Source organism: Pantoea sp. PNA 14-12, assembly GCF_004364735.1.
Taxonomy (GTDB): Bacteria; Pseudomonadota; Gammaproteobacteria; order Enterobacterales; family Enterobacteriaceae; genus Pantoea; species Pantoea stewartii.
This window is the reverse complement of record NZ_SOAJ01000001.1, coordinates 334,695-349,656: the sequence shown is the minus strand read 5'-3', so window position 1 is coordinate 349,656 and position 14,962 is coordinate 334,695. Positions and strand designations below refer to the sequence as shown.

Here is a 14,962-nt window from a genome sequence, read left to right as displayed (position 1 = left end):
TCGCGGTTTGCCGTAGTGAGTTCAGCGATACGAGCACTGTGCGCAGCGCGCGCCCGGCCCGTAAGGGAACCTTTGTAAACGTGGTCGGGACCGCGTTTAAAGAGGCTTCCGTAAAACACCGGGAACCTGAGGTTCCCGGCTGTATCACTATGCCCCGCGTTGCAGCAGCATCGACTTGATATGGCCGATGGCGCGCGTGGGGTTAAGACCTTTAGGACACACGCTGACACAGTTCATGATGCTGTGGCAGCGGAACACGCTGAATGCATCGCTCAGATTATCCAGACGCGCATCGGTTTCGGTGTCGCGACTGTCAATAATGAAGCGGTATGCCGCCAGCAGACCCGCAGGCCCGATGAACTTATCGGGATTCCACCAGAACGACGGGCATGAGGTTGAGCAACAGGCGCAGAGAATACACTCATACAGGCCGTCCAGATGCTCACGCTCGCCCGGCGTCTGCAGATGCTCACGCGCAGGTGGGTTTTCACCGTTGTTTAACAAGAAAGGCTTAATTTTCTCATACTGAGTATAAAACTGGCTCATGTCTACCACGAGGTCGCGCACCACAGGCAGGCCAGGCAGAGGACGAATCACAATCTTCTGCTTACCGTTGCCTAAAGCGGAAACCGGCGTAATGCAGGCCAGGCCGTTTTTACCGTTCATGTTCAGGCCATCTGATCCGCACACGCCTTCACGGCACGAGCGACGGAAAGCCAGCGTAGGATCCTTTTCTTTTAAACGGATCAGCGCGTCCAGCAGCATCATGTCACGGCCATCTTCCGCTTCCAGGCTGTAATCCTGCATGCGCGGTTTATCATCGACGTCCGGGTTATAACGATAGATCGAAAATTCTAGTCTCATGATGATCTCCGCAATTAATAGGTACGCGCTTTTGGCGGGAAGGCCGCACGCAGTTTCGGTTGCATGTTCACCTCACGGCGCGTCATGCTTTCCGTTTGCGGAACATAGAGGCTATGGCACAGCCAGTTCGCATCATCACGTTCCGGATAGTCGAAGCGGCTGTGTGCACCACGGCTTTCTGTACGGAAGTTAGCCGCAACCGCTGTGGCATAGGCGGTTTCCATCAGGTTATCCAGCTCAAGGCACTCAATACGCTGTGTATTGAAGTCGGGTGAACGGTCATCCAGACGCGCAGACTTCAGGCGCTCACGAATCACTTTCAGCTCTTCAAGACCTTCACGCATGGCATCACCTTCGCGGAAGACCGAGAAGTTGTTCTGCATGCAGCGTTGCAACGCTTTACGGATTTCAACCGGATCTTCACCCGTGGTGTTGTTCTCCCAGCGATTGAAGCGCGCCATGGCAGCATCGATGTTTTCCTGACTGGCTTCGCGCAGTTCGCCCTGCTCTTCCAGACATTCAAGCAGATGAACACCCGCCGCGCGACCAAAGACCACCAGGTCCAGCAGTGAGTTTCCGCCCAGACGGTTCGCGCCGTGAACAGATACGCAGGCGATTTCACCCACAGCGAACAGGCCCGGAATCACTTCATCTTCGCCCTGCGCATTGACGCGCAGCGCCTGGCCGGTCACTTTGGTCGGTACGCCGCCCATCATGTAGTGACAGGTTGGGATAACAGGAATCGGCTCTTTAATCGGGTCAACGTGCGCAAAGGTACGGGACAGTTCCAGGATTCCCGGCAGACGTGACTCCAGCACTTCGGCACCCAGATGGTCAAGTTTCAACTTGATGTGCGGGCCCCATGGACCATCACAGCCCCGGCCTTCACGAATTTCCACCATCATAGAACGGGCCACCACGTCACGACCTGCCAGGTCTTTGGCGTTTGGCGCATAGCGCTCCATGAAGCGCTCACCGTGTTTGTTCAGCAGATAGCCGCCTTCACCGCGGCAGCCCTCGGTGACCAGCACACCCGCACCTGCGATACCGGTTGGGTGGAACTGCCACATTTCCATGTCCTGCACCGGTACACCTGCGCGCAGCGCCATGCCAACACCGTCGCCAGTGTTAATGTGGGCATTGGTCGTCGACTGATAGATACGTCCTGCACCACCGGTCGCCAGAATGGTCGCCTTGGCTTTGAAGTAGACGGTTTCACCGGTTTCCATGCAGATAGCAGTACAACCCACAATCGCATCGTCGTCATTCTTGACCAGATCCAGTGCATACCATTCGGAGAAGATGGTGGTTTTGTTTTTCAGGTTCTGCTGATACAGCGTATGCAGCAGGGCGTGGCCAGTACGGTCAGCTGCCGCGGCAGTACGCGCCGCCTGCTCACCACCGAAGTTTTTTGACTGACCACCAAACGGACGCTGATAAACGCGGCCGTCATCAAGACGGGAGAAAGGTAAGCCCATGTGTTCCAGTTCCAGAATCGCTTCCGGACCGACGTGGCACATGTATTCAATCGCGTCCTGGTCGCCGATATAGTCGGAGCCTTTGACGGTGTCATACATATGCCATTCCCAGTTATCGTCATGGGTATTGCCCAGCGCAACGGTAATACCGCCCTGCGCGGATACCGTATGAGAACGGGTTGGGAACACTTTGGACAGCAGGGCGCACGTCTGGCCCGACTGGGAGATTTGCAGTGCCGCGCGCATACCCGCGCCACCTGCGCCGATCACCACGGCATCAAATTCTCTGACTGGTAACTTCATTTACACACCCCACACCACAACAAACCCATAAATTGCATATGACAACAGTGCCACCACGATAACCAGCTGTAACAGCAAACGCGCCGCCAGCGATTTCACGTAGTCCGTTAAGACCTGCCACATACCAATCCAGCCGTGGATCAGGATGGAAAACAGCGTCAGGAGCGTGAACACTTTTGTAAATGCTGAGGCAAAGAAGCCACGCCAGATGTCATACGTCAGCGTGTCTGTCATCACCACGAAACCGAGCATGTAGATGATGTAAAGCGTAATAAGGATTGCCGACGCGCGCAGCAACAGCCAGTCCTGAATGCCATTGCGACCCAACGCGGATGCATTGCTTACCATACGAGGACTCCTGCTAAGATTGAAAGCACGACAGTAATACCAAATGTCACCTGCGCAGAACGCTTACCTGCTTCGAGCGTTTCCGCCAGATAACCAAAATCCATTAACATATGACGTATCCCGCCCACCGTATGATAGGCCAACGCGGTCAGAATGCCCCACATGATAAACTTCACAAAGAAGCCGCTCATGATAGATGCCGCGTGCTGAAAACCTTCAGGAGAGGAGAGAGAAAGACCGAGAAGCCACAACAGGATGCCGAGAGCAACCAGAGTGATGACGCCGGAGACACGGTGGAGAATGGACGATATTGCAGTAACGGGAAACCGGATCGTCGAGAGATCCAAGTTGACAGGTCTTTGTTTTTTCACGGTTTTGCCCACACAGCTCTTTTTTATTTTGCTTCCTCCGGAAGACAGGCCCAAACCCGAAAAAAAGGTTCAGTCTTAATCCGTCACCAAAATAGCAACATCCAGTGTTAAATGACGTGGTACAAACGCTGGGTGGCTCCTGGTGTCAGGGTGTTCCGGAGACCTGGCCGGAAGTATAGGACGATCACATTCTGATTACAATTCCCCTACAAACTCTTTGGAGAATTTTCGATGGAACAGTGATCCCACTCACGTTTTTCACAATTCATACAAATTTAATTATCTGATTTGACAATAGTTCAACAATTCAGTTACAAACTAGTCCGATAAAATCCTATGATGCACAAAAGTTATGGGGATACACTTTCTCCTAAGCTGAAGTTATGTAACATTGTCGGTAACCGCTTTAAATACCATCAGGTTATTGGTTACAAAGAAGTTATGTCCTGACCGGATCTTTAACAACCGCGATATGCACATGTCACGGCTTTACATTTCCAGTGGAACGCGCCTCTCACTCTGTACCCTTCACTGCTTATAATGCAGAGTGACACCGTGAAGTACTGCCAAATTGCAACATGCACGCGTTTCAGGTGTCGAAAGATCCTTACCTGCCTAAGGCGCTATGGAGACGAAAATGACAGATAAAAAAGTGACGCTAACCCTATCAGATGAAACGTCCATTGAACTGGGTGTACTGCAAGGCACGCTGGGCCAGGATGTCGTCGATGTCCGTCAACTGGGTTCCAACGGCCTGTTTACCTTCGATCCTGGTTTCACGTCTACAGCGTCCTGCGAATCAAAAATCACCTTTATCGATGGTGATGAAGGCATTCTGCTTCACCGCGGCTTCCCTATTGACCAACTGGCTACCCACTCTAACTACCTGGAAGTGTGCTACATCCTGTTAAATGGTGAAGCCCCCACGAAAGCCCAGTTTGAAGAGTTTAAACAAACGGTTACGCGCCACACGATGATTCATGAGCAGATTACCCGTCTGTTCCACGGTTTCCGTCGTGATTCACACCCGATGGCGGTGATGTGCGGCGTGACCGGCGCACTGGCTGCGTTTTATCACGATTCGCTGGATGTAAACATCGAGCGCCACCGTGAAATCGCCGCTTTCCGTCTGCTGTCGAAAATGCCTACCATGGCAGCGATGTGTTACAAGTATTCAATCGGTCAGCCGTTCGTCTATCCCCGTAACGACCTCTCCTATGCCGGTAACTTCCTGCACATGATGTTTGCAACACCGTGTGAAGAATACAAGGTTAACCCTGTGCTTGAACGCGCCATGGATCGCATTCTGATTCTGCACGCCGATCATGAACAGAACGCCTCGACCTCTACCGTACGTACCGCTGGCTCGTCAGGCGCTAACCCGTTTGCCTGTATCGCGGCCGGTATTGCCTCCCTGTGGGGACCCGCACACGGCGGCGCGAACGAAGCCTGTCTGCGTATGCTGGAAGAGATCAGCACCGTCGAGCACATTCCTGAGTTTGTGCGCCGTGCTAAAGACAAAAATGACTCTTTCCGCCTGATGGGCTTTGGTCACCGTGTTTATAAAAACTATGACCCGCGCGCGACCGTTATGCGTGAAACCTGCCATGAAGTGCTGAACGAACTGGGCATGAAAGACGATCTGCTGGAAGTGGCGCTGGAACTGGAACACATTGCGCTGAACGACCCGTACTTCATCGAGCGCAAACTCTATCCAAACGTGGATTTCTACTCCGGTATCATCCTGAAAGCCATGGGCATCCCTTCGTCCATGTTTACCGTGATTTTCGCCATGGCGCGTACCGTTGGCTGGATCGCGCACTGGAAAGAAATGCACGACGAAGGCATGAAAATTGCCCGTCCGCGTCAGCTGTATACCGGTTACACCGAACGCGAGTTCAGCTCGAAGCTGGATAAATAAGCTGTCCGGCAACGGGCGGTAAGGCGAAAAGCGGTGGTGTCCTTACGGGCACCGCCGCTTTTTTTTACTGACGCCGCCGGTCAGCGTGAGCGAATCTTAGTGAGAGGATGAACGGCGGACGTTTGAGATGCCCGAAAGGCCTGCCATTCTTCTCGCGTCACTTCCCATAATTGCGAGTCATGTGTGCCTGAAACGTACTGTTTTTTCTCTGTGCGGATACAGCGCATCCCACTGTTGACAGAAATGTTCACAGATCGCTGATTCAGTGCCGCTTTTGGCGTTCTCAGCAGCGGTTTTTTCAGATCGGTAAACCAGTAATCCGTCACGGCCAGGCAGGCTTCTGTCATATAGCCCTGCCCCTGCCACTCCGGTACCAACCAGAAGCCCCGGTTATTATCCGGCGTCTCCATCAGGCAAATAACGCCAATCAGTTGCTGTTCCGCCGTTTTAGGCCGCAATGTCCAGTACCAGCCCGTCCCGGCCGCGACCGCCGGTAAGGCGACATTAGCAATATAGTCTCGTGCCCCGCCCTCGGGATAAGGCCAGGGCACCGAATCGATCAGGTAGCGTACAATTTCCCAGCGCGGAAACGCGATCTGCATGGCATCGGCATCCTCCAGCGACAGGGGTTTTAAGCGCAGCCTTTCCGTCACAATCTCAGGTGTCATGATGATTCCTTATGCTGTGAAGAAAACCGGGTGACGATATCCTTCGCTGACGAGTGACATTGCCCGCGTGCAACGGCGGGACAGGCCAGCGTTTTTATCTCTGACAGCCAGGGCACCAGTAAAACGGTCGGGCGGACAGGACGCCCTTTTCGATCACTTCGCCGCAGCGGCGACATGTCTTGCCCTGGCGGTGGAACACTTCAAACCGAAATGCCGCTTCGCTGTGGTATTTTTTCATGGTGCCGCGCATGCGATAGGCATGACGCGGCACGGACAACAGCGCTTCGCAGAAAGCCGTCAGTTGCGCCTCACTCAGCGACTGTGCGTTATGCCGGGGAAGCAACTGGGCCAGCCAGAGGATCTCAGCACGTAAATAGTTGCCCAGTCCGGCCAGAAAAGCCTGATCCAGTAACAGTCCGCTGAACCGGCGGCGACAGAAACGCGGCGAGCACAGCCGTTCCCTGACCGCCTCTACGGTCAACTCCGCATTCAGTACATCCGGCCCGATGCGGTTGAGAAACGGATGACGGGCAAGCGTTTCCGCATTCAGGAGTTCAATATCCGACGCGCTGTAAAGCAATATCGCCTGATTAGCCGTCGCGAGACGCACACGTAACTGCCGTTTTGTCTCGGGCTGCATGTCTGGCGGGACGATGCGCCAGACGCCGTACAGCTGATTGTGCGAATACAGCGTCAGGCCGTTACTGAAATGGGTCAGCAACGCTTTACCGCGCGTCTCTATCGACGCCACCTGTTCTCCCAGCAATGCGGGCTCATAGGTTTTTAATTCGGGAAACGCAAACCAGACGTCGGTCAGGGGCTGGCCGACGATGGCCACTTCAAGCTGATCCGCCACGCGGCGAATCTCCGGTCCTTCAGGCATCACTCGTCCTCTTAATGCGTTGCGCCACCCACTTCCTTCACATCCTGAGCGGTGGTCAGGGTCGTTTGTACGGCAATTTTCAGCGCCTCAATAACGGTTGCGGCGGGCATACTGGGTGCACCCGGGTGATGCACCGCCTGTTCAGGCAGGTAGGGAATATGAATGAAACCGCCCCGTGCCGGGCTGCCGTTGCTTTCAAGCCAGTGCAACAGACCATACATCACCCGGTTACAGGTAAAGGTTCCTGCAGTTTGCGACACCGATGCCGGAATGCCCGCTTCCCGCACCGCGGCCACAATGGCTTTGATCGGCAGGCGTGAAAAATATCCGGCCGGGCCATCCTGAACGATGGGTTCGTCCACGGGTTGCCTGCCCGCATTATCCGGGATGCGCGCATCATCCACATTAATACCAATTCGCTCTACCGTGATATCGCTGCGACCGCCTGCCTGCCCGACAGCGATAACGGCATCGGGCCTGATCGTTTCCAGCGCCTGATACAGCACGTCCAGCACCTCGCTGAATACGACGGGCAACTGGCGCGTCACGATGCGTGCGCCGGCAATAGTCTGGCCTTCAAGGGCACTGACCGCCTGCCAGGAGGGATTAATGGATTCGCCGCCAAAGGGCTCAAATGCCGTCATTAATACCGTTTTCATGCTGCCTCACAAAAACATCAGGAAGTAGAGTAAGAAAATGTTAACAATTAACAGTAGCACACCGGTTGGCACCTGAGCTTTGATGACCGCGTTACGATCCGGTAACTCCAGCAAGGCAGCAGGCACAATGTTGAAGTTTGCTGCCATCGGCGTCATTAACGTACCGCAGTAGCCGGAAAACATCCCGATTGCCGCCATGACCGCCGGGTTGCCGCCATGCTGTAACACCAGAATGGGAATGCCGATGCCCGCGGTAATAATCGGGAACGCCGCGAACGCATTCCCCATCACCATGGTGAGCAGTGCCATCCCTGCCGCGTAAACCGTGACCGCAATGAAGCGGTTATCCACGGCAAGATAATGTTCGGTGAGATGGGAGATCGCGCCACCGACGCCCGCGGCCGTAAACAGTAGCCCCAGGGTTGCCAGGATTTGCGGCAGGAGAAACGCCCAGCCGATGCAGTCCAGCAAACGTCGGGTTTCCTGCATCGACTGCACTGGGGTTTCACGCGTCATTTTCATGGCGATCAGCCAGCCCAGCAGACAGCCTGTGGCCATGGAGAACAGCGTAATCAGGGTGGAATGGTTGCCCGCACCGAACACCCACGTTTGCAGACCGGGAAGGTTATTAAATGCTAACACACCGATCACTGTCACGACGGGGATCGCCAGGGCTGGCAGGAAAAGTTTGTTGCCCAGACGCTGGGCACTGGCCTGTTTTTCCGCCTCACTGCGCTGGTGATAGCGGCCCATTTTTACCCCACCACAACCGGCAAGGATCCCCATGATAACCACCGCTACGCCCACGCTAATTTGCAACGTACGTGTGCCGCTTTCGACAGAGCCCATCAGTTGGGTCATCAGGGCGGTTGTCCAGTCACCCACCAGAAAAATCAGGCCATAGAGTCCCCAAAATAAGCCAGTGGTGAAACGGCGCGGATTTGCGCTGTCGCGCCAGGATAAAACCGCGACAACCAGCAGAATCAGGCCAGCCAGCCACATCAGATACTGTTGCTGAATCATGACGGCTCTCCTTTGGCTTTCATGGCCTCGCTGTTGATGACGCGCAGTTCTCGTGCCAGCTGGCGGTCCAGCCTGATCAGGCGGGCGGAATGAATCAGAAAGGCTGAGAGCGCCGTGGGAATGCCCCACAGGGCAATATGCAGTGGCTCAGTCTGGATACCGGCGGACTCCTGCATAAAATTATGCATAAAAATAATGGCGCCAAAGGCGACAAAGATATCCTCGCCAAAGAACAGCCCGACGTTGTCGGTGGCAGCGGACATGGCACGCAGACGATGACGGACCTCGGGCGGTAGGGCCCCGTAGCGGTTTTCGCTGGCCCCCTCGGCCATCGGCGCAAGTAGCGGGCGCACCATTTGCGGATGACCGCCGAGACTGGTCAGCCCGAGGGCCGCAGTCACCTCACGCACAAACAGATAGACAATGAGCAACCGTCCCGCCGTCGCCGTTTTGATCCGGGCAATCCACGCCTGCGCGCGCTGTTTCAGACCATGGCGTTCCAGTAAGCCAATAACCGCCAGCGGCAGCAGCAGGATCAACGGCAGGTTGCGGGTATTCAGAAATCCCTCACCCAGCTTTTGTAAAATATCGCCCAGCGGCATCAGGGCAGCGATACCGGTGACGAAGCCTGAAACAATGACCACCAGCACCGGATTAAAACGCAAAACGAAGCCAACGACGATGGCAGCAATGCCCAGCAGCGGCCAGAGATTTACTACGCTGTCCATACTTTTCCCCTCGTGAAATAGTAAGCCCGAGACGTTCAGGCTGGTTATGCCGTTTTTTTATTGACTGGTGACGGTGATAGCATGGCTGGCAAAGCTGGCACGCAGACGTTGCGCAAACGTCAGTGCATGCGCCCCGTCACCATGCAGGCAGACGGTTTCTGCGTTCACCTGAACCGCCTCACCGGTCACACTGATGACCTGCCCCTGTCGCACCATCATCAGGGTTTGCTGAATCGCCTGGTCTTCCTCTTCAATCAATGCGCCGGGCTGGCCACGGGGCACCAGCGCGCCGCTGCTGAGATAGCCGCGATCGGCAAACACCTCCTCCCGGGTTTTCAGGCCGTGATGGGCCGCCGCGCGAATCAACTCACTGTTAGCCAGCCCTACCATGATCAGCCGGGCATCGACGGCTTTGACGGCTCGCACAATCGCCTCGGCCAGCGTGGCATCCGCCGCCGCCTGGTTATACAACATACCGTGAGGCTTAACGTGAACAAGCGACTGCCCTTCGCTTTCCGCCAGACTTTTGAGCGCACCAACCTGATAGATGATTTGCGCATAGACGGTTTCCGGCGGCAGTTGCATCGCACTGCGGCCAAAGTTTTCACGATCGGGAAAGCTGGGATGCGCGCCAATCGCCACGCCAAATTCGCTGGCCCAGCGAATGGCCTGCAACATCATCTGCGCGTCGCCTGCGTGAAAGCCGCAGGCGATGTTGGCGGAACTCACCAGCTGCAACAGCGCACGATCGCTGCTGCTCCCCTCGCCCAGATCGGCGTTTAAATCAATTTTCATTTGCCAGTCCCCAGGCCATTTGCCCCAATACGTGCTGCTGCTGTCGCGTTGCCGCCAGCGCCTCTTCGGGCGTACAGGGCATAAAATGAATCGGCTCGCCCAGACGAATCTGCGCCAGATGATAAAGATCGCATTCAATGACGCAGGCGATACGTGGATAGCCGCCGGTGGTCTGTGCATCCGCCAGCAGGACGATCGGCTGACCGTTTCCAGGCACCTGAATGACGCCGGGCACCAGACCATGCGATAACAACTCGCGCGGCACGTCGCGTTGCAAAGCAGGGCCCTGCAAACGGTAGCCCATGCGATTACTTTGAGGGTTCAGCTTCCAGGCTGCTCGCCAGAACGCCTGTTGTGACGCTTCGCTGAATTCATGGTATTCCGGTCCGGGTAACGCCCGAATACGGTTACCCCAGAGCAACTGGCGCACGCCTTTTTTGCTCGTGAAGTGCTGTTGCGGTTTGCCTAGCGGAATGACGTCGCCGTCCTGCAGCGTCCGCCCCTCAAAGCCGCCAAAACCGGCCTTGATGTCGGTGCTGCATGAGCCCAGCACTGGCGGAATAGCGAATCCACCGTGCACAGCCAGGTAGCTGCGCATGCCGTGAATCGGTTTCTTCAACACCAGGACCTGCCCTTTTTTTACCGGTAAACGCCAGCCTGTCCAGACAGGCTTGCCATCCAGTTCGGCCTGACAACCCGCTCCCGTTAGTGCAAACCACCCATCCCGACGGAATTCCGCTTTAAACTGTCCGAGGACAATCTCCAGCACGGCGCTGCCCGGCGGATTGCCTGCCAGCAGATTGGCTGTGATCATGGCGGGTTGATCCAGAACACCACTGACGCCGATGCCATACTGTCGCCAGTGATAGCGTCCGAAATCCTGAATGCTGGTTGCCAGACCCGCGCGAAGAATGTTTAACATATCCCTTCCTTTTGCGGCACAAACCGGACATTGTCACCCGGACGAAGTAAGGTTGGCGACTGCTGGCTGGGTGTGAAAAGCGCGACCTGCGTCCTGCCAATCAACTGCCAGCCGCCTGGTGAGACCAGCGGATAAACACCGGTCTGGCTGCCGCCGATGCCCACCGATCCAGCCGGAACCGCAACGCGCGGTTCGGCGCGGCGCGGCATATGCAGGCGCGCATCCAGGCCGGCCAGGTAAGGAAAGCCGGGCTGAAAACCAATAAAGAAAACCGCGTAATCCGTGCTGCTGTGTAACGCGACGACCTGCTTTTCCGTCATGCCGGCGTGGTCGGCCACCTGACGCAAGTCCGGCCCCGCCTCGCCGCCATAGATGACCGGTAAGGTCACAAGGCGCGACTCTGTGTCCTGCGCCTCACTTTCCTGCCACCACTGTTCAAGTTGCGCCGTCGCCTGTCGGGCATCTCTGGGCGGCTCCCGTAACAGCAGCGTCAGGTTGTTCATGCCGGGAATCACTTCCCGGGTCGCGTCGTGTGACTGCAAACGCTGGCACAGATGCCAGATTCGCTGCTGACTGGCCAGCGAAACGGGCGGAGACAACTCCAGTACCACCGCGCGCTCGCCCAGCATATAGCATCGTGTTTTTTGCAACACGTACCTCCTGGTAAACAGCTTTGCGGTGCTCAGACAGGATTCTGGCGCGCAAAAGCCAAATGTGTTTTACAACCCAGGAAGGTAGTTATGCGAAAGTGACGGTAATGTGTCAACAGGTTTGGGTTCTGCGCAGATGGCAGAACCCAGGGGGATCAGGCGGGATTGGGAATATCAATAAACGTGACATCCAGGCCATGATGCTCCGCCAGCCATTCACCCAACGCCCGAATACCCGCGCGTTCGGTGGCATGGTGGCCTGCGGCGAAAAAGTGCAGGCCTTGTTCACGGGCGCTGTGAATGGTTTGCTCAGAGACCTCGCCCGTAATAAAGGCATCTACGCCAAAGGCGGCCGCATTATCAATAAATCCCTGACCGCCGCCACTGCACCAGGCAACACGACGGATCGCTGCTGGCGCATTATCACCACAGTGAAGCGGCTCCCGTCCCAGCACCTCAGTAATACGCTGTGCCAACGCATGGCCGCTCACAGGTTGAGTCAGTTCACCCCAGGGCACCAGCGGCATAATCTCGCCCATCACGTTAATACCCAGCAGCTTAGCCAACTGCGCGTTATTGCCCAGCTGAGGGTGCGCATCCAGCGGCAGGTGCCAGCCGTAAAGGTTAATATCGTTTGCCAGTAGCGTGCGCAGACGCTGGCGTTTCATGCCTTTAATCACCGCCGGTTCACTTTTCCAGAAATAACCGTGATGTACCAGCACCGCATCGGCTTTGCGCGCCACCGCTTCATCCAGCAGCGCCTGGCAGGCGGTCACGCCGGTAACGATCGTTTTCACTTCAGGTCGGCCTTCGACCTGTAGCCCGTTTGGCGCATAATCGCTGAAGGTATGGGTTGCCAGCTGATCGTTAACGATTTTTTCTAACGCATAGTGATTCATTTCTGCTCCTTGCCACCTCAGGCCGCATTTTTTGCGCGCTCGAAGGCGTCGAGTGTCTTTTTACGTGCATCCTTATGTTCCACGATCGGTGTTGGATAATCGAGTGTCTTGTTGTTTTTCCGCGCCCATTCGTGCGGCTGATGAATCGCACTGTCCGGCACGTCTTTCAGTTCGGGCAGGTAGTGACGAATAAAATCACCCTGTTCATCGAAACGCTCACTTTGCGTCGTAGGGTTAAAAATGCGGAAATAAGGTGCGGCATCGGTCCCCGTGGACGCCGCCCACTGCCAGCCGCCGTTATTGGCGGCCAGGTCGCCATCGATAAGCTGCTGCATGAAATAGCGCTCGCCTTGGCGCCAGTCGATTAACAGATCCTTTACCAGAAAACTGGCCGTGATCATGCGAAGCCGGTTATGCATCCAGCCGGTCTGCAACATCTGTCGCATGGCCGCATCGACGATGGGATAACCGGTTTTCCCGGCTTTCCAGGCGTCAAAATGCGCCTCGTTTCGTTGCCACGCGACATGACGCGTCCAGTGGACAAAAGGCTGATGCTTACACAGTCGGGGAAACGCAACGATGAGATGGCGATAGAACTCACGCCAGATGAGTTCATTGATCCAGACGGCCGCCGGGCTGCCTTCCAGCGCCCCGGGATGTTCATGCAACACCCGATGCAGACACTGGCGCGGTGAAAGCACGCCGATGGTCAGGTAAGCCGATAACCGGCTGGTGCTGTCGCGCGCAGGCAGGTCACGCTGCTTTGGATAATCCAGCACGGCATGCTGCGCAAACGCACGTAGCCGCTTAATCGCCGCCTGTTCACCGGCCGGAAACAGCGCATCATCAACCTCAGCATGGTCGTAATCAAATGGCGAAATCGCTTTTGGTGTGTTCAGGGGCGCGCCATCCCGGGCTTTAGGCGCCGGGACACACTCAGGCAACCCCTGCTGCAGGCGACGAATAAAGGCTTTGCTGAACGGGGTAAATACTTTGTACATCTCACCATCGCCGGTCTGGATACTGCCGGGCGACAAAAGTACGCTGTCATCGAACCCCTGACAGATCACGTCCGCTTCATCTAACCGCTTTTCCGCCTGCGCATCGCGCTGACGTTCGTTAAATTCGTACTGGTAGTTATAAAACAGTTGATCAACGTTTTGCTGTTCACAAAACGTGACGAGAAAATCCACGCTGGCAGCGAAATCATCACACTGATGAACATGCAGCGGGATGCCTTTTTCGGCCAGTGATGCCTGCAGGCTGCAGAGATTCTGGTGAATAAACGCGGCCTGGCGGGGGGCCATATCGTGTTGCTGCCACTGTCCCGGCGTGGCAATAAACAGTGCTATGACACGGGCATCTGACTTGCTGCAGGCGGCATGCAGCGCAAGGTTATCATTGATGCGCAGGTCATTACGGAACCAGACAAGATGGGTCGTCATCATGCTCCCGACTCATTGTCCGTAGCGCAGGCGCAGCGCTTCCGGGTAAGGATCGAAGTAGCGCTGCTGCGTCAGCCACGGATGAGGATATTCAGCCATGTAGTGCTTAAGAATCGTAATCGGCGCCAGTAACGGTTGCGTGCCCTGACGGTAACAATCAATCAGTGACGTCAGTTCTCTACGTTGCGGCGAACTCAGTTGACTGCGGAAATAACCCTGAACATGCATCAACACATTGGTGTGGTTAGTGCGCGAGGCCGGTTGTGACATCAGATCCATAAGGCGGTTGCGGTACTCGAAGGCAAACGCCTCCAGTGACTCCCACTGGTTCATCGAGGCAACAAAGGGGCCCAGTTCACGGTATTTTTTTTGCGAATGCGCCAGCAGTAACAATTTATACTGGCTGTGGAAGGCAATCAGGCCATGACGGGTCAGCCCCTTTTTCCACATTTCATGAAACTCGTGCAGCGCGCAAATCCGGCCGATAAAGTTTTCACGTAATGTCGGATCGTTCAGACGCCCGTCTTCTTCGAGCGGTAACCAGGGCATTTCACGTTGCAGAAAACGGGTAAATATACCGGTTCCCGCTTTACGGTTATTATTGGTGGCGGGCTCGTAGATACGCACGCGCTCCATCCCGCAACTGGGTGATTTTGCACACAGTATGTAGCCGCACAGGTGATGCAGCGATTTCACGCGTTTTTCGGACCAGTCGCGCATCTTATCGGTGATGTCATCGCCGCCCTCTTTGCTGAAGCAAAGATGCAGTTCATCGTCGTCGCTCTGCTTAACTAAGCGCAGCGCCGGGCGCGGCGTGGGCAGCCCAATCGCCATTTCAGGGCAAACGGGTTCGAAGCGAACAAAAGGCGTCAGTTGCTCAGTGGCGAACGCGAGCCGCTTGTGGCCGCCATCAAATCTGACGCTCTCACCAAGCAGGCAAGCGCTGATCCCAACGGGAATTTTTTCGCTCATACTTGTACAACCTCCGAAAACTTGTAGAGGTTT

General features: G+C 55.7%; 16 protein-coding genes. 1 reads left to right on the top strand and 15 read right to left on the bottom strand.

From position 1 onward, the window contains the following. Nucleotides 1-147 precede the first annotated feature (147 nt). Genes C7434_RS01770 through sdhC form a run of 4 tightly spaced genes read right to left on the bottom strand, consistent with a single transcriptional unit; the run spans nt 148 to nt 3,376 of the window. A complete protein-coding gene (locus C7434_RS01770; RefSeq protein WP_006118455.1) occupies nt 148-864 on the bottom strand; it encodes a succinate dehydrogenase iron-sulfur subunit in 717 nt (238 codons plus the stop codon). 14 nt (nt 865-878) lie between these two features. Further along, on the bottom strand, nt 879-2,645 hold the full coding sequence (gene sdhA, locus C7434_RS01765) for a succinate dehydrogenase flavoprotein subunit (RefSeq protein WP_006118454.1): 1,767 nt from the start codon (nt 2,643-2,645) through the stop codon (nt 879-881). Further along, the gene (sdhD, locus tag C7434_RS01760; protein WP_006118453.1) at nt 2,646-2,993 is read right to left on the bottom strand and encodes a succinate dehydrogenase membrane anchor subunit; all 348 of its coding nucleotides are present in this window, start codon (nt 2,991-2,993) and stop codon (nt 2,646-2,648) included. It lies immediately after the preceding gene. After that, nucleotides 2,987-3,376 (bottom strand): succinate dehydrogenase cytochrome b556 subunit, encoded by a 390-nt coding sequence (gene sdhC / locus C7434_RS01755; RefSeq protein WP_033739345.1) that lies wholly within the window; start codon nt 3,374-3,376, stop codon nt 2,987-2,989. The genes sdhD and sdhC overlap by 7 nt, the downstream gene beginning before the upstream one ends. Nucleotides 3,377-4,001: 625 nt before the next feature. On the opposite strand from sdhC, the gene C7434_RS01750 reads away from it, so the two are divergent. Next, nucleotides 4,002-5,285 (top strand): citrate synthase, encoded by a 1,284-nt coding sequence (locus C7434_RS01750; RefSeq protein ID WP_006118451.1) that lies wholly within the window; start codon nt 4,002-4,004, stop codon nt 5,283-5,285. Between the two features lie 80 nt (nt 5,286-5,365). Here C7434_RS01750 and C7434_RS01745 read toward each other — a convergent pair whose 3' ends face one another. The 11 genes from C7434_RS01745 to C7434_RS01695 all read right to left on the bottom strand — a co-directional run bounded on the left by C7434_RS01745 (nt 5,366) and on the right by C7434_RS01695 (nt 14,929). Next, nucleotides 5,366-5,953, bottom strand: coding sequence for a GNAT family N-acetyltransferase (locus C7434_RS01745; protein ID WP_110267774.1), 588 nt, complete (start codon nt 5,951-5,953; stop codon nt 5,366-5,368). 94 nt (nt 5,954-6,047) lie between these two features. Next, nucleotides 6,048-6,836 carry an endonuclease VIII gene (gene nei, locus C7434_RS01740; protein ID WP_039337980.1) on the bottom strand — a complete coding sequence of 263 codons (789 nt, stop codon included), beginning with the start codon at nt 6,834-6,836 and terminating at the stop codon, nt 6,048-6,050. An 11-nt stretch (nt 6,837-6,847) separates the two neighbouring features. Then, nucleotides 6,848-7,495, bottom strand: a complete 648-nt coding sequence (gene pcp, locus C7434_RS01735) for a pyroglutamyl-peptidase I (protein WP_033739338.1) — start codon at nt 7,493-7,495, stop codon at nt 6,848-6,850. A gap of 6 nt (nt 7,496-7,501) precedes the next feature. Continuing rightward, complete coding sequence (locus tag C7434_RS01730) at nt 7,502-8,518, bottom strand: DUF979 domain-containing protein (RefSeq protein ID WP_133745084.1); 1,017 nt, start codon at nt 8,516-8,518, stop codon at nt 7,502-7,504. Further along, nucleotides 8,515-9,246 carry a DUF969 domain-containing protein gene (locus C7434_RS01725; protein ID WP_133745083.1) on the bottom strand — a complete coding sequence of 244 codons (732 nt, stop codon included), beginning with the start codon at nt 9,244-9,246 and terminating at the stop codon, nt 8,515-8,517. Before C7434_RS01725 ends, C7434_RS01730 begins: the two co-directional genes overlap by 4 nt. Nucleotides 9,247-9,303: 57 nt before the next feature. Next, nucleotides 9,304-10,041 carry a 5-oxoprolinase subunit PxpA gene (pxpA, locus tag C7434_RS01720; protein WP_133745082.1) on the bottom strand — a complete coding sequence of 246 codons (738 nt, stop codon included), beginning with the start codon at nt 10,039-10,041 and terminating at the stop codon, nt 9,304-9,306. After that, nucleotides 10,031-10,963: a 5-oxoprolinase subunit PxpC gene (pxpC, locus tag C7434_RS01715; protein ID WP_039337974.1), complete on the bottom strand. Its 933-nt coding sequence runs from the start codon at nt 10,961-10,963 to the stop codon at nt 10,031-10,033. Before pxpC ends, pxpA begins: the two co-directional genes overlap by 11 nt. Further along, nucleotides 10,957-11,613 carry a 5-oxoprolinase subunit PxpB gene (gene pxpB / locus C7434_RS01710; RefSeq protein ID WP_133745302.1) on the bottom strand — a complete coding sequence of 219 codons (657 nt, stop codon included), beginning with the start codon at nt 11,611-11,613 and terminating at the stop codon, nt 10,957-10,959. The genes pxpC and pxpB overlap by 7 nt, the downstream gene beginning before the upstream one ends. 155 nt (nt 11,614-11,768) lie before the next feature. Next, on the bottom strand, nt 11,769-12,512 hold the full coding sequence (locus tag C7434_RS01705; RefSeq protein WP_133745081.1) for a type 2 GTP cyclohydrolase I: 744 nt from the start codon (nt 12,510-12,512) through the stop codon (nt 11,769-11,771). 17 nt (nt 12,513-12,529) lie between these two features. Then, the gene (gene phrB / locus C7434_RS01700; protein WP_033739328.1) at nt 12,530-13,957 is read right to left on the bottom strand and encodes a deoxyribodipyrimidine photo-lyase; all 1,428 of its coding nucleotides are present in this window, start codon (nt 13,955-13,957) and stop codon (nt 12,530-12,532) included. A gap of 12 nt (nt 13,958-13,969) precedes the next feature. Then, nucleotides 13,970-14,929 (bottom strand): 2-thiouracil desulfurase family protein, encoded by a 960-nt coding sequence (locus C7434_RS01695; protein WP_006118440.1) that lies wholly within the window; start codon nt 14,927-14,929, stop codon nt 13,970-13,972. Nucleotides 14,930-14,962 lie beyond the last annotated feature (33 nt).

Excerpts from the sequence above, each read along its gene's own strand:
- C7434_RS01770 (WP_006118455.1), bottom strand. The coding sequence starts at position 864 with ATGAGACTAGAATTTTCGATCTATCGTTATAACCCGGACGTCGATGAT.
- sdhA (WP_006118454.1), bottom strand. The coding sequence starts at position 2,645 with ATGAAGTTACCAGTCAGAGAATTTGATGCCGTGGTGATCGGCGCAGGT.
- sdhD (WP_006118453.1), bottom strand. The coding sequence starts at position 2,993 with ATGGTAAGCAATGCATCCGCGTTGGGTCGCAATGGCATTCAGGACTGG.
- C7434_RS01750 (WP_006118451.1), top strand. The coding sequence starts at position 4,002 with ATGACAGATAAAAAAGTGACGCTAACCCTATCAGATGAAACGTCCATT.
- C7434_RS01745 (WP_110267774.1), bottom strand. The coding sequence starts at position 5,953 with ATGACACCTGAGATTGTGACGGAAAGGCTGCGCTTAAAACCCCTGTCG.
- nei (WP_039337980.1), bottom strand. The coding sequence starts at position 6,836 with ATGCCTGAAGGACCGGAGATTCGCCGCGTGGCGGATCAGCTTGAAGTG.
- pcp (WP_033739338.1), bottom strand. The coding sequence starts at position 7,495 with ATGAAAACGGTATTAATGACGGCATTTGAGCCCTTTGGCGGCGAATCC.
- C7434_RS01730 (WP_133745084.1), bottom strand. The coding sequence starts at position 8,518 with ATGATTCAGCAACAGTATCTGATGTGGCTGGCTGGCCTGATTCTGCTG.
- C7434_RS01725 (WP_133745083.1), bottom strand. The coding sequence starts at position 9,246 with ATGGACAGCGTAGTAAATCTCTGGCCGCTGCTGGGCATTGCTGCCATC.
- pxpA (WP_133745082.1), bottom strand. The coding sequence starts at position 10,041 with ATGAAAATTGATTTAAACGCCGATCTGGGCGAGGGGAGCAGCAGCGAT.
- pxpC (WP_039337974.1), bottom strand. The coding sequence starts at position 10,963 with ATGTTAAACATTCTTCGCGCGGGTCTGGCAACCAGCATTCAGGATTTC.
- C7434_RS01705 (WP_133745081.1), bottom strand. The coding sequence starts at position 12,512 with ATGAATCACTATGCGTTAGAAAAAATCGTTAACGATCAGCTGGCAACC.
- phrB (WP_033739328.1), bottom strand. The coding sequence starts at position 13,957 with ATGACGACCCATCTTGTCTGGTTCCGTAATGACCTGCGCATCAATGAT.
- C7434_RS01695 (WP_006118440.1), bottom strand. The coding sequence starts at position 14,929 with ATGAGCGAAAAAATTCCCGTTGGGATCAGCGCTTGCCTGCTTGGTGAG.